This is a genomic window from Gymnodinialimonas mytili, assembly GCF_037544085.1.
Lineage (GTDB): Bacteria > Pseudomonadota > Alphaproteobacteria > Rhodobacterales > Rhodobacteraceae > Gymnodinialimonas > Gymnodinialimonas mytili.
On sequence record NZ_JBBIFW010000003.1, the window covers coordinates 261,564 to 275,045 of the forward strand.

Annotated in this window: 11 protein-coding genes and 1 tRNA gene; 3 read left to right on the plus strand and 9 right to left on the minus strand. The window is 61.1% G+C overall.

Going from position 1 to position 13,482, the window contains the following annotated elements; all coding sequences use genetic code 11:
• The first annotated feature begins 111 nt into the window (after positions 1–111).
• The gene (locus V8J82_RS15535) at positions 112–2,226 is read left to right on the plus strand and encodes a dipeptide ABC transporter ATP-binding protein (protein WP_339976315.1); all 2,115 of its coding nucleotides are present in this window, start codon (positions 112–114) and stop codon (positions 2,224–2,226) included.
• 95 nt (positions 2,227–2,321) lie between these two features.
• Here the strand turns inward: V8J82_RS15535 and modC are convergent, their stop codons facing one another.
• The 9 genes from modC to pdxH all read right to left on the minus strand — a co-directional run bounded on the left by modC (position 2,322) and on the right by pdxH (position 11,917).
• The gene (gene modC, locus V8J82_RS15540) at positions 2,322–3,368 is read right to left on the minus strand and encodes a molybdenum ABC transporter ATP-binding protein (protein WP_339976317.1); all 1,047 of its coding nucleotides are present in this window, start codon (positions 3,366–3,368) and stop codon (positions 2,322–2,324) included.
• Positions 3,361–4,062: a molybdate ABC transporter permease subunit gene (gene modB, locus V8J82_RS15545; RefSeq protein ID WP_339976319.1), complete on the minus strand. Its 702-nt coding sequence runs from the start codon at positions 4,060–4,062 to the stop codon at positions 3,361–3,363. The genes modC and modB overlap by 8 nt, the downstream gene beginning before the upstream one ends.
• On the minus strand, positions 4,059–4,799 hold the full coding sequence (modA, locus tag V8J82_RS15550) for a molybdate ABC transporter substrate-binding protein (RefSeq protein ID WP_339976321.1): 741 nt from the start codon (positions 4,797–4,799) through the stop codon (positions 4,059–4,061). Before modA ends, modB begins: the two co-directional genes overlap by 4 nt.
• Positions 4,800–5,207: 408 nt before the next feature.
• Positions 5,208–5,423 (minus strand): DUF3892 domain-containing protein, encoded by a 216-nt coding sequence (locus V8J82_RS23710; RefSeq protein ID WP_439650077.1) that lies wholly within the window; start codon positions 5,421–5,423, stop codon positions 5,208–5,210.
• Positions 5,424–5,633: 210 nt separating this feature from the next.
• Entirely contained in the window at positions 5,634–9,302 is a 3,669-nt protein-coding gene (locus V8J82_RS15555; RefSeq protein ID WP_339976323.1) for a vitamin B12-dependent ribonucleotide reductase, read from the minus strand.
• Positions 9,303–9,896: 594 nt separating this feature from the next.
• Positions 9,897–9,973, minus strand: a tRNA-Pro gene (locus V8J82_RS15560).
• 52 nt (positions 9,974–10,025) lie between these two features.
• Positions 10,026–10,505, minus strand: a complete 480-nt coding sequence (locus V8J82_RS15565; protein ID WP_339976325.1) for a DUF192 domain-containing protein — start codon at positions 10,503–10,505, stop codon at positions 10,026–10,028.
• A 119-nt stretch (positions 10,506–10,624) separates the two neighbouring features.
• Complete coding sequence (locus tag V8J82_RS15570) at positions 10,625–11,143, minus strand: cold-shock protein (protein ID WP_339976327.1); 519 nt, start codon at positions 11,141–11,143, stop codon at positions 10,625–10,627.
• Between the two features lie 153 nt (positions 11,144–11,296).
• Entirely contained in the window at positions 11,297–11,917 is a 621-nt protein-coding gene (gene pdxH, locus V8J82_RS15575) for a pyridoxamine 5'-phosphate oxidase (protein WP_339976329.1), read from the minus strand.
• A 138-nt stretch (positions 11,918–12,055) separates the two neighbouring features.
• Between pdxH and fabI the strand changes: the two genes are divergently transcribed.
• Complete coding sequence (gene fabI, locus V8J82_RS15580; protein WP_339976331.1) at positions 12,056–12,871, plus strand: enoyl-ACP reductase FabI; 816 nt, start codon at positions 12,056–12,058, stop codon at positions 12,869–12,871.
• Positions 12,868–13,482: a LysE family translocator gene (locus V8J82_RS15585; RefSeq protein WP_339976333.1), complete on the plus strand. Its 615-nt coding sequence runs from the start codon at positions 12,868–12,870 to the stop codon at positions 13,480–13,482. Before fabI ends, V8J82_RS15585 begins: the two co-directional genes overlap by 4 nt.

Here is a 13,482-nt window from a genome sequence, read left to right on the forward strand (position 1 = left end):
AAACCGATCATCGCCGAAGCGAGGGCAGAAATGTGTAGTTACGGAAAAACGACAGATTCACTACGCAAAAACTACGTCGCCTTTTGGCCCGCCAGTTAAGGAAAACTTGATATGGTCGATACGATCCCAGAGGATGTGACACCGGCGCCCGCGCACTATGACGGCCCGATCCTGGAAATCGATAACCTCTCGATTTCCTTTTTCACGCGGCTGCGCGAAATCCCCGCGGTGATGGATTTCTCCTGCACTGTGATGCCTGGGGAGGCGATGGGGCTTGTCGGTGAATCGGGCTGCGGAAAATCCACCGTGGCGCTTGGCGTAATGCAGGATCTGGGCGTGAACGGGCGCATTGTCGGCGGCTCGATCAAGTTCAAGGGCCGCGATCTGAACCAGATGTCGCCCGAGGAATTGCGGGATCTGCGCGGCTCGGAAATCGCGATGATCTATCAGGAACCGATGGCCTCGCTGAACCCTGCGATGAAGATCGGCAAGCAGCTCATGGAAGTGCCGATGATCCATGAGGGCAAGTCCGAGGCCGAGGCCTATAAGCTGGCTCTGGAGGCCGTCACCGATGTGCGCCTGCCCGATCCTGAGCGGATGCTGAAAAGCTATCCCCATCAGCTTTCGGGCGGTCAGCAGCAGCGCATCGTGATCGCTATGGCCTTGATGTCAAAGCCGTCTTTGCTGATCCTCGATGAGCCCACGACGGCTCTGGATGTGACGGTCGAGGCCGGGATCGTCGATCTGGTGAAGGGTCTGGGTGAGAAATACGGCACCTCGATGCTGTTCATTTCGCATAATCTGGGCCTTGTGCTGGAAACCTGCGATCGGCTCTGCGTGATGTATTCCGGCGAGGCGGTCGAGACGGGCTCGATTGCCGATGTGTTCGACAAGATGCAGCACCCCTATACGCAGGCCCTGTTCCGCTCGATCCCGCTGCCCGGCGCCGACAAGAATGCGCGGCCCCTGATCGCCATTCCGGGGAACTTTCCCCTGCCCCATGAACGCCCGCCCGGCTGCAATTTCGGGCCGCGCTGCACGTATTTTGAAGCGGGACGCTGCGACGGCGGCGAGATTGCGATGCAAGAGGTCGCGGGCGACGACCGCCACGCGACCCGCTGCCTGAAATTCCAGGAAATCGACTGGAACGCCCCGCCCGAACTGGCCGCCACAACCGAAAAAGCGCCCATCGGCGATACGGTCCTGAAGGTGGATAACCTCAAGAAATATTACGAGGTCGCCGCAAACGCGCTCTTCGGCGGCGGCGACACCAAAGTCGTCAAAGCCAACGAGACCCTCAGCTTTGAAGCCCGCGAGTCGGAAACCCTTGCAATCGTTGGAGAATCCGGTTGCGGCAAGTCCACGCTCGCGAAGGTTTTAATGGGGTTGGAGACCGCAACCGATGGCGAAATCCTGTTGGGCAATCAAGACATCCAGAATACCGCAATCGAAGATCGCGACACCGGCATGGTGTCTTCGGTGCAGATGGTGTTCCAGAACCCGTTCGACACGCTGAACCCCTCCATGAGCGTCGGGCGCCAGATCATCCGTGCGCTTGAAGTGTTCAAGATCGGCGCCAATGATGCTGAACGGCGCACGCGGATGCTGGAGCTTTTGGACCTGGTGAAACTGCCCCGCGCCTTTGCCGACCGGATGCCGCGGCAATTGTCCGGCGGCCAAAAGCAGCGGGTGGGCATCGCCCGCGCCTTTGCCGGTGATGCGCAGATCGTAGTGGCAGACGAGCCGGTCTCAGCCCTGGACGTGTCGGTGCAAGCGGCGGTCACCGATCTGTTGATGGAGATCCAGCGCCGCGAGAAGACGACGCTTCTGTTCATCTCCCACGATCTGAGCATCGTGCGCTATCTCAGCGACCGCGTGATGGTGATGTATCTGGGCCATGTGGTGGAGATTGGGGATACGGAACAAGTCTTTAGCCCACCCTACCATCCCTATACAGAAGCGCTTTTGTCGGCTGTGCCCATCGCCGATACCTCAATCGAAAAACAGAACATCGTTCTGGAAGGTGATATTCCGTCGGCGATGAACCCGCCGACAGGCTGCCCGTTCCAGACACGCTGCCGCTGGAAATCCGAGGTGCCTGGCGGGCTCTGCGAAAAAGAGGTTCCGCCGATGCGGACCTTGGCCACCGGACATGAAATCAAATGTCATCTGGCCGAGGACATCCTGGCGCGGATGGATCCGGTGATCAAAATCGCCGCGGAATGATCAACGTCGGAGGGGGCGCTGCCCCCGCTGCTGCGCAGCCCCCCGGAGTTTTTGGCCAAGATGAAAGAGCGGCGCCGGAACGGCGTGAAATAGCCTCAGGCGCCTGAAACATTGGCCGCGGCGACGGCGACAGATTTGATGACAGCGTAGCCGCGCCAGCCATCCTCCAGCGCCATGGCCTGGGCGGAGCGTCGGGTGACGCGCGACAGCAGCCTATCGCCACCGGCATCCAATTGCACCATGACGCCCGGTCCTGCCCCTTCGCGTATCGCGGTGATTTGAACCGGCAAGACATTCAACGCCGAAATCCCGCGCGGGCGATGGGCGGCGAGCATGATGTCTTGCGCTTCGATCCGAATGCGCACCACCGCGCCGATGGGCTGGTCGAGGGCCGGCAGCAGCAACGCACCCGCCTGGCAGGACAGTTCGGTCAATCCATCCGAGTGGTGATCGGTGATACGCGCCTGCAAGACAGCGCCGGCCTCTCGCACGCCCAGGCTCGGCGCCAGATCCGGGTCTGACAGCAAATCCGCCGCGGGCCCGAAGCGGATCACGCGGCCGTTTTCCAAGGCGACAAGCGTTGTGGCCAGCCGCGCTACCTCCGCCACAGAATGGGACACGTAGAGCATGGGAATGCCCGCCTGATCGCGCAGCCGTTCAAGATAAGGCAGGATCTCGGCCTTGCGGGCCTCGTCGAGGGCCGCGAGCGGTTCGTCCAGCAGCAGAAGGCGGGGCTCGGTCAGCAGCGCCCGGCCGATGGCGACGCGCTGCGCCTCACCGCCGGACAGCGCGGCAGGGCGACGGTCGAGAAGATCGCCGATGCCCAGCATGTCGACAATCGGCGCCATATCCGGGCTGCGCTGGCCGTAACGTAGATTTCCGCGGACGCTCATATGGGGAAACAGGCGCGGTTCCTGGAAGACATATCCGATGCGCCGCGCGGGAATGGGCAGATCCTGCAGGTCTGAATCGCCAATGCGGATCCGCGCCTCATCAACATGAAGAACGCCCGCCACGGCATTGACAATACTTGTCTTTCCCGCACCGGACCGACCAAACAGAGCGGTTACGCCTCCGGGCGCCTCAAAGGCGACGTCCAGGTCGAAACCGGGAAATCGATGACGCAAGGCGATCTCAAGCATCGCGGCCTCGCACTCGATCCGTCACCCGCCGCGCCAAGCCCTCGGAAACCAGCAAGGCGCCCATCGCGACCACAATCGACACAATCACCAATCGCCAGGCCGAGGCCTCGCCCCCCGGCACCTGCAGGAAAGCGTAGATGGCCGATGGCAGCGTCCGCGTCTCGCCCGGGATGTTCGACACGAAAGTGATCGTCGCGCCGAACTCGCCCATCGCCTTGGCGAAGGCCAGGATCGCGCCGGTCAGCACGCCGGGCGCGATCAGTGGCAGGGTGATGGTCAGGAACACGCGCAGGCGCGACGCGCCCAATGTGGCGGCGGCCTCTTCCAATTTGGGATCCACCGCCTCGATCGACAGGCGGATCGCGCGGACCATGAGCGGAAAGGCCATGATCGCCGCCGCCAGGGCCGCGCCTGTCCAGCGGAACGCCACGCCCAGACCCAGCCCTTCCAGCATGGCACCGACCGGGGCTTGGGGGCCGAACGTGATCAGCAGCAGATAGCCCGTGACCACCGGTGGGAGGATCAGCGGCAAATGCACCAATCCATTCAGCAGACCATGGCCCGGAAAGCGTCGCCGCGCGAGGACAAACGCAACGAGGATGCCGAGGGGCAAGCTGACCAAAGTGGCCACGAAAGCGACCCGCAGCGACAGCGCCAAGGCCTGCCATTCCGCCGGGCCTAACCAATCGCTCATTCGATCAATCCAAACCCGGCGCCGCTGAACGTCGCGCGCGCCAAAGGCTCATCGAGAAATTCCAGGAACGCATTGCCTGCCGCCCCGGCCCGGGCCGTCAAGGCCACTGGGTAGCGGATCGGCGGATGCGCGTCTTGGGGGATCTCGGCCAGGATGGTAACGCGACGCTCATGCACAGCGTCGGTCGCGTAGACGATCCCATAGCGCGCGGCCCCGATGGCCACCAACAGCTGCGCGGCGCGGACATTGTCGGCCTCGATCACGCGGGAGGCGACCGCGTCCCACAGGCCCAGATCCTCCAACGCGGCGCGCGCATAGAGCCCCGCAGGCACGGCCTGGGTCAGCGCCAAGGCGAGCCGCCCATCATCCAGCAACGCAGGCAGATCAGCCAGATCCACCGGATCGCGTTGCTGCCAGGAGCCGATCAGAACCAGCCGATTGCTCAACAGATCACGCCGCGTCGCGGGAGCAATCGCCGCGGCGGCCTGCAAATGGTCCATCCAGTCGGTATGGGCGAGCAAGACCAGATCGGCAGGCGCCCCGGCCTCCACCTGTCGGGCCAAGGCAGACGATCCGGCATAAGACAGGACGACCTCGTGCCCGGTTTCGCGCGTGAAGGCCTCGGCAATCTCGTCGAGCGGCCCGGCCAGCGAGGCCGCGGCGAAGATCGTCACTTGCTCGGCCCGAGCGGGCACGACGAAGGTCAGGCAGGTAAGAAGGGCAGCCAGAATGCGCATGACGTGACTATCACCCGCCGCGCGATGGGCGGCAAGCCAAGACGGTTGGACCCGCGTTTAGCCTTCAAAAAGAAGAATAGGGCTTCTGAACGACCCACAGCTTTGCTGATCGAAGTCGCGTTCCCAACGGGAACTTTGGCCCCCTCTCCGCTGTCCGGTCGGTCTCCAAACAGAAAAATGGGGGGCACTGAGGCCCCCCGAGGTTCGCTGATCAGGCTCTGATATTTACTGCCCGAGATGTTCTGCCTGCGGCCTGATCCGCGTCAGAGGCGAGCGCACCCGCCTCGGATATCGCGGGTCTCCATGGGAGACCCTTGAGTGGGATGGAGCGAAACCTGGTGCTTTCGCGTGTCCCATCCCGGTTACTCAGATGCGCGCACAGTGGGGCGCGCGCACCCGATCTCTTGCTCAGTCGAGATTGTTGCGTTTGGACCCATCGGGGTTCGACGCAACATATTCCACTCGACCGTTGTGCCTCGTGTGGTAGCCGGGGTGTTGACCCTGTTTGACTTCCTTCACGAGCTTTGATCTTGAAACTTCACATCCCCGACCCGCCACTTTGAAGCGAGTATTGAGGCCTGTTGGTCCCTCTTTCGTCACTGAGATTCTGCGTGTTCTTGCCATTTCAATTTCCTTTGGCAGCTATCCACAGACACTCACAGGGTGAAATGATCTGTGGACGTTTCTCAGCACGCTATTGATCGCATCGTTCGACTCTGTAGTTCTCCATGCATCGACCCGTGAGGGCCGAACTTGCTTCTCCTGCAGCGTGCTAGGCGTTTGCAGGATGAGCGGGGGCAGGTGTTGGCGCACCTGCCCCCAACCCTCAATCTCTCAGCTACACCCGCTCGTCGCGCCGCAGGTGTTGCACTTCATGCAGGTGCCGTTGCGCACCAGCGTGTAGTTGCCGCATTCGCCGCAGGCCTCGCCCTCATAGCCTTGCATCTTGGCCTTGGTCCGCGCGTCGATGGCGACGGTGCCGGTGGTGACAGCCGTTGTGTCGGCCGCCGCAGCGATGGTGCCGCCCGACTTCGTCTCAGGGACCAGCGTTTCAAGCACGGCGACCGGATCCTGGCCGCCTTGGAGCACGACCAATTCCTGGGGCGCCCGCTTGCGCAGATAACCGGTGGAGGCAACTTGCTTGAGCACTTCCAGGGGGTCGGAGCCCCGGCTTTCCGGCACTTCCTCGAAGTTGCGAACGCCTTCCTCGGCACCGCGCCCGATGCTGTCGAAGGTCTCCCCTTCCGGCTGCACATGGGCCAGATCGGTGCGATCCAGATAGCTGACCGCCAATTCCCGGAAGATGTAATCGAGGATCGACGTCGCGTTCTTGATCGCCTCATTGCCCTGCACCATGCCCGAGGGTTCGAACTTGGTGAAGGTGAAGGCGTCCACGAATTCCTCCAGCGGCACGCCATACTGAAGGCCCACCGACACCGCGATGGCGAAATTGTTCATCATCGCGCGGAAGCCTGCGCCTTCCTTGTGCATGTCGATGAAGATCTCACCCAGCGAACCATCAGAATATTCGCCGGTCCGCAGATAGACCTTGTGGCCTCCGACCATGGCCTTTTGGGTATAGCCCTTGCGGCGATCCGGCATCTTTTCGCGACCCCGGGCAATCTCCTTGACGATGATCTTTTCGACCACCTTCTCGGCCAGAACAGCGGCCTTTTCCTGGGGTGTGCCGGTTTCCAGCACTTCGGCAGCCTCATCGTCATCCTCGACCAACGCGGCAGCCAGGGGCTGAGACAGCTTAGACCCGTCGCGGTAGAGCGCATTGGCCTTCACGCCGAGGCTCCAGGACAATTCATAGGCCTTCTGACAATCTTCGATCGTGGCCGAGTTCGGCATGTTGATCGTCTTGGAGATTGCGCCCGAGATGAAGGATTGAGCGGCGGCCATCATGTGGATGTGAGAGTCCACACTCAGGAACCGCTTGCCCTTCTTCCCGCAGGGGTTCGCGCAGTCAAAGACGCCCAGATGTTCGTCCTTGAGGAACGGCGCACCCTCCAAGGTCATGGTCCCACAGACATGGTCGTTGGCGGCCTCGATATCGGCTTTCGAAAAGCCCAGATGGCGCAGCATGTCAAAGGTGGGATCGTTCAGCTTCTCCGCCGGGATGCCCAGGGTCTGGGTGCAGAATTCCGCGCCCAGGGTCCATTGGTTAAAGACGAAGCGAATGTCGAAGGCTTGCGGCAGGGCGGCTTCGATCTTCTCGATCTCAGCGGGGCCGAAACCGTGGCCGATCAGGCCGGTATGGTTGATGCCCGGGGCCTGACCCAACGTGCCGTGGCCGACCGCATAGGCGATGATCTCCTCGATCTGGCTGGAGCTGTAGCCCAACCCGTCCAGCGCGCCGGGAACCGAGCGGTTGATGATCTTGAAGTAACCGCCGCCGGCGAGCTTTTTGAACTTGACCAGGGCGAAGTCGGGCTCGATCCCGGTCGTGTCGCAATCCATCACCAGGCCAATCGTGCCTGTCGGCGCGATCACCGTTGCCTGCGCATTGCGATAGCCGTGCTGTTCGCCGAGCGTCAGCGCCTCGTCCCAAGCCTGCTTGGCCAGCTCGACCAGCTTGTTATCGGGGCAGTTCACCTGATCGAGCGGGACCGGATTGACGTTGACGTCCTCATAGCCGTCAATCTTGCCATAGGCCGCGTTGCGGTGGTTGCGCATGACGCGCAGCATGTGCTCACGGTTGCGGTCATAACCCGAAAAGGCGCCCAATTCACTGGCCACCTCAGCCGAGGTCGCATAGGCCACACCGGTCATGATCGCGGTCAGGGCGCCGCACATGGCACGACCCTCTGCACTGTCATAGCCGTAGCCCATATTCATCAGGAGCCCGCCGATATTGGCGTAGCCCAGACCAAGCGTGCGGAAATCGTAGCTGAGCTGCGCGATCTCCTTTGAGGGGAACTGCGCCATCATCACGCTGATTTCCAGCGTCAGAGTCCAAAGCCGCGTCGCATGCATGTAGCTTTCCGCATCGAACGTGCCGCCGGAATAGAAGGTCAGCAGGTTCATCGAGGCCAAATTGCACGCGGTGTCGTCCAGGAACATGTATTCCGAGCACGGGTTCGAGCCGCGGATCGGGCCGTCTTCCGGGCAGGTGTGCCAGGCATTGACCGTATCGTGGTACTGGATGCCCGGATCGGCGCAGGCCCAGGCGGCATGGCCCACCTTTTCCCACAGATCGCGGGCTTTGATTTCTTTCGAGACCGACCCATCCTTACGGTTCACCAATTCCCACATCTCGTCGTTTTCAACGGCCTTAAGGAAGGCATCGGTCACGCGGATGGAGTTGTTCGAGTTCTGGCCGGAAACGCTGTTATAGGCCTCCGAGTCCCAATCGGTGTCGTAGGTCGGGAATTCGATGCTGGTATGGCCCTGCTTGGCATAATCCAGCACGCGCTTGATGTACGTCTCTGGGATGGCGACCTTTTTGGCCTCACGGATTGCGGTTTTCAGGCCCGGGTTCTTGATCGGATCCACCGCATCGTCCAACGCCCCGTCCCATTCACGGATTGCGGCGAAGATACCGTTCAGCATCTTCTCGTGCATCTTGGAGCCCGCGACGATGCTCGCCACTTTCTGCTCTTCCAGCACCTTCCACTCGATGAAATCCTCGATATCGGGGTGATCCGCATCGACGATCACCATCTTGGCCGCGCGCCGCGTTGTCCCGCCCGACTTGATCGCGCCTGCTGCACGGTCGCCGATCTTCAGGAACCCCATTAGGCCAGACGACTTGCCGCCGCCCGACAGTTTCTCGCCCTCGCCGCGCAGATGGCTAAAGTTGGTGCCCGTGCCCGAGCCATATTTGAACAGCCGCGCCTCACGCACCCAGAGATCCATGATGCCACCATCATTCACCAAATCGTCGGCAACCGACTGGATGAAGCAGGCATGGGGCTGCGGGTGTTCGTAAGCGCTGCTCGACTTGGTCAGCTTGCCGGTCTTGTAGTCAACGTAGTGATGCCCCTGGGACGGTCCATCGATGCCATAGGCCCAATGCAGACCGGTATTGAACCATTGGGGTGAGTTCGGTGCCGCCATCTGGCGCGCCAGCATGATCTGCATTTCGTCAAAATAGGCGCGCGCATCGGTCTCGTCGCTGAAATAGCCGCCTTTCCAGCCCCAATAGCACCAGGCCCCTGCAAGGCGCCGGAAGACCTGCTTGGCGCTTGTTTCGCCACCATAGCGCTGGTCCTCCGGCATAGCCTCCAGCGCCGTTTCGTCGGCCACGTGACGCTGGAGGAATGCGGGCACCCCTTTTTCCCGAACCGGTTTCGTCGCGGCGGGAACACCGGCTTTGCGGAAATACTTCTGGGCGATCACATCCGACGCGACCTGGCTCCACCCTTGGGGGATTTCCACGTCGTCGAGTTTGAACACCACGGTGCCGTCCGGGTTGCGGATCTCGGACGTTGTCGTGGTGAATTCAAGATCCGCGTAAACATCTGCGCCGTCGCGTGTGAACCGCCGTTCGATCTTCATTGCGTCTGCCCCTAGCATCGTGGCCGTGCTGGCCGTTTGTCCTTTGCCGCGGTCTGCCAGGGTCTTGCGCCCTCTGACCGTCGAATTCCGTGTGAGGCGTCGCGCCCCAGACAGACAAAGCTCCGCCATCGACCAAAATGCATTTGGCCGCCTGTCTGCGTTGCGTTTGTCGTCGTCTGGTTGAGGTGACTCTCTGCCCCTGCCGGAGTGGCGCTATATGTGGTGGCGTCTGACCCGGCCCACACAAACTGACGTAGAGAGACCAACTGGGTCAATCATTTTTTTGTCACATTCATCTGGTTTTCAGACTTGCAATCGAACCTCACCGCGATGGTTCATCCGATAGTTGCGATTCCCAGATTTTGCTGGCTGGCCGGTAGGATCGCGGTTTCGCGAGCAAAAACAAGCGGACCGGCGATATAGCTGCGATGCAGCATCAACGCGTTCGCGAGCCCGATACAACCTGACCGGGTGCGAAAAAGAATCTGCGCTCGCCGCACAAGATCTAGCGCGATCGGCCAAATATGGCCTGACAGCCACACCATATGCCGGGATCTTAACCAAGGTTAATACTAAATGTAGTGATTTTGGAGATGGTCGGGGCGGCGAGATTCGAACTCACGACCCCCTGTACCCAAAACAGGTGCGCTACCAGACTGCGCCACGCCCCGACCGTGCGCTGCTCTTATCGGGTCAACGGGCGCCCTGGCAAGCCCCCAGACGTCACTCAGCGCAACTCCATGCAGCAAGATCGGCGTCAATTGCCGGATGGCGCAGTTCCGTGCCGGGCGCGATCCCGAAACCCGCGGCCACGCCGCCATTGACCTCCAGCACATATTGAATGTCGTCGCTACCGCCCGGGATCGGCGTGCGATCAAGCGGGATTGCATTGGCATGGACGTTCACCACCGTGCCAGTCGCATCGAGAAACACCATATCCAGGGGGATCAGCGTGTTTTCCATCCAGAAGCTGACCCGTTGCGGGCCGTCATAGACAAACAACATGCCCGACATGCGGGCCATCTCTTCGACATGCATCAGCCCCTGCGCGCGTTCGGCGGCGTCATCGGCCACCGAAACGCGAAACCGTGCGGTGCCCCAATCACCACGCAGCTCAACCCGATCATCGCGACACGCCGCGATTGCGGGCGCGGCTGTGACCGCCATCGAAACCATGATCGCTGCAAAAATGCTCTGCCGCATCGTTCGCGCCTTTCGTCACCCAATGGGCGCTATACTGCGAAGATGCCTTACAAGGTCAAGGCGCCGCCTATCACGGGGCTGTGTGACCGGAGCAGTGTGTCGCCGCAAAGCGAGAAAAGTCAGCCGAGATCCCAGGTCCGCACCTCAGCGGCCATCTTGCCGCGCGGACCGTCGATCACCTTGATGGCAATCGCTTCGCCCGGCTGCAGCTCGGTAAAGCCGGACCGGCGCAGCACTTCTATATGCACGAAGACATCGCCAGGCTCCCCAAAGATATTGGCGAACCCAAAGCCCTTGGCCTTGTCAAACCACTTAACCCGGGCCGCCAAAAGCGGGTGGTCAGACACGTCGGGTATGTCGAACCCCTCGGCATTTTGGGTCGGCTCCGCCGGTTCGGGGAGGTCAATCGACAGGATCTCTGTCGCCTGCAATCCGCGATTGGTCTGTTGGGCGCGCAAGGACACAAACGCCCCCTCCGCTACCGACGAGCGGCCGAAATTGCGCAGCACATTGGCATGCAAAAGAACGTCCGGACCACCAGCGGCATCCAAAACAAAGCCGAAGCCTTTGGCTGCGTCGAACCACTTAATGTGCCCTTCAACCAGGGCGGTTACTACTTGCTGCACTGGGAGGCCCACGCCGATATCCTTCAGCCGTTAACCTTACGGGTTATAAAGCGCTTTTCCAGACTGACCTTGTAAAAATATGCAGTGAAATCAACGCGAATTCACGAAACACTGTACAAACTAGCAAATCCGCAACACCTTTCGTCAGGTTACGTTCGCGTCAAGCTATGGATTTAGGCGTTGAACCTGCCAGCTGTCCGAAGCCTGTGCGCGCGACCAACGGAACCGGTCATGGAGCCGAAAGGCACCATCGGCCCAGAACTCGATCTCCAGCGGCGTGATCCGGATACCGCCCCAGAATGGCGGGCGCTTGGGATTCGGGCCATGGGTCGCCGTGATCTTGGCCACCTTCGCCATCAGTGAGGCGCGCCCTTCCAAGGGTTGCGACTGATCCGAGGCCCAAGCGCCCAGGCGGCTTTTGAGCGACCGGCTGGCATAATAGGCATCGGCCTGCGGCCCCTCCTCGCGCTCGGTCAGGCCACGGACGCGGATCTGTCGACGAAGGCTTTTCCAATGCATCACGAACGCAGCTTTACCGGCGCTTTCGATCTCCTGCGCTTTGACCGAACCGTAATTGGTGTAGAACACAAAGCCGCCATGCCCCGCGCCAGTCACCTCGATCTCTTTCAGCAGAACCATCCGCGCATTGGGCAAGCCGTCGGCATCGACCGTCGACAGCGCAATCGCATTGGCATCGTTGGGCTCCGTCCGCTCCGCCTCGCTTAACCAGGCTTGCGCCAAAGCGATTGGGTCATCCCCGGCAAATATATCGCTGCGATCCGACATTGCGTCCCCCGTTTTCATCTTTACCGACCAGCTAGCGGGCGACATCGCAGGCGGCAAGGGTCAGCTTATCTTGAAGCCATCGGGGCGATGCCCTACGACGGGCCAAAGTGATAGACCAAGACGGCGGAGAATAAGTCGATGGGAATGATGGACGGAAAACGCGGGCTGATCATGGGGCTCGCCAACGACAAATCCATCGCTTGGGGTATCGCAAAGGCACTGGCCACCGAGGGCGCGGACCTGGCGTTTTCGTATCAAGGCGACGCCTTGCTGAAACGCGTGCAGCCGCTGGCCGCGCAACTGGGGTCGGATCTTGTCGTGCCCTGCGATGTGGGCGACGAGGCGTCACTGGATACGCTTTTTGAAACACTCGAAAAGGAATGGGGCAGTCTGGATTTCGTTGTCCACGCCATAGGCTTCTCGGATAAGAACGAACTCCGCGGTCGCTATGTGGAGACTTCGCCCGCGAATTTCGAGATGACGATGAACATCTCGGTCTATTCCTTCACCGCCGTGTGCCAGCGCGCCGAAAAGATGATGCCCAATGGTGGCTCTCTGCTGACGCTGACTTATTACGGCTCCGAAAAGGTCATGCCTCATTACAATGTCATGGGGGTCGCGAAGGCCGCACTGGAAGCCTCGGTCATGTATCTGGCCGAAGATCTGGGCCGCGATGGGATCCGCGTGAATGCGATCAGCGCGGGCACGATCAAAACGCTTGCCGCCAGCGGCATTGGCGATTTTCGCTACATCCTGAAATGGAACGAGAACAACGCCCCCCTGCGGCGGACCGTGTCACAGGATGAGGTCGGCAAATCGGCCTTGTATCTTCTCAGCGATCTGGGCAGCGCTGTGACCGGCGAGGTCCACCATGTCGATGCCGGCTATCACGTGATCGGAATGAAAAACCCCGAAGCGCCGGATATGAGCCTGGATAAGAAGGACGCGCAGTGACCATCGACTGGGTTCATTTGGTCGCGTTTAATGCAACGTTGCTCGCGGCGATTGCATCCCCTGGCCCGTCTTTGCTGTTCTTGATCCGCACGGCGATGGCGGATGGGCGGGGCGCCGGGATCGCCGCGGCCATGGGCTTGGGCCTGATGGCATCGCTGTGGACATTGGCGGCGCTTCTAGGCCTCGACGCGCTCTTCACCCTGTTTCCGTGGGCCTATACCGCCGTGAAAATCGGTGGCGCGGCCTATCTGATCTGGATCGCCGTCCAGACTTGGCGCCATGCGCGCGCGCCGGTGGCCGCGGCCAGTGCGGCAAGCCATGGTCGCGCGTTCCGTCAGGGCATGTTGGTGAACCTGGCCAACCCGAAATCGGTGCTCTTCTCGGCGGCGGTGATTGTTGTGATCTTTCCCGCCGGGCTGACCAGCGCCGACAAGGCGCTGATCTACGTGAACCATCTGGGTGTCGAGATGGTGGTGCAACCGGCCTTGGCCGTTGCCCTCTCGACGGGTTGGGTGCGCAGGCGCTATCTGGGGGCGAAACAGATTTTCGACAGGATCGCAGCGGGCGTTTTGGGCGCGCTTGGCGTGCGATTGCTATTGGACCGAGGCTAA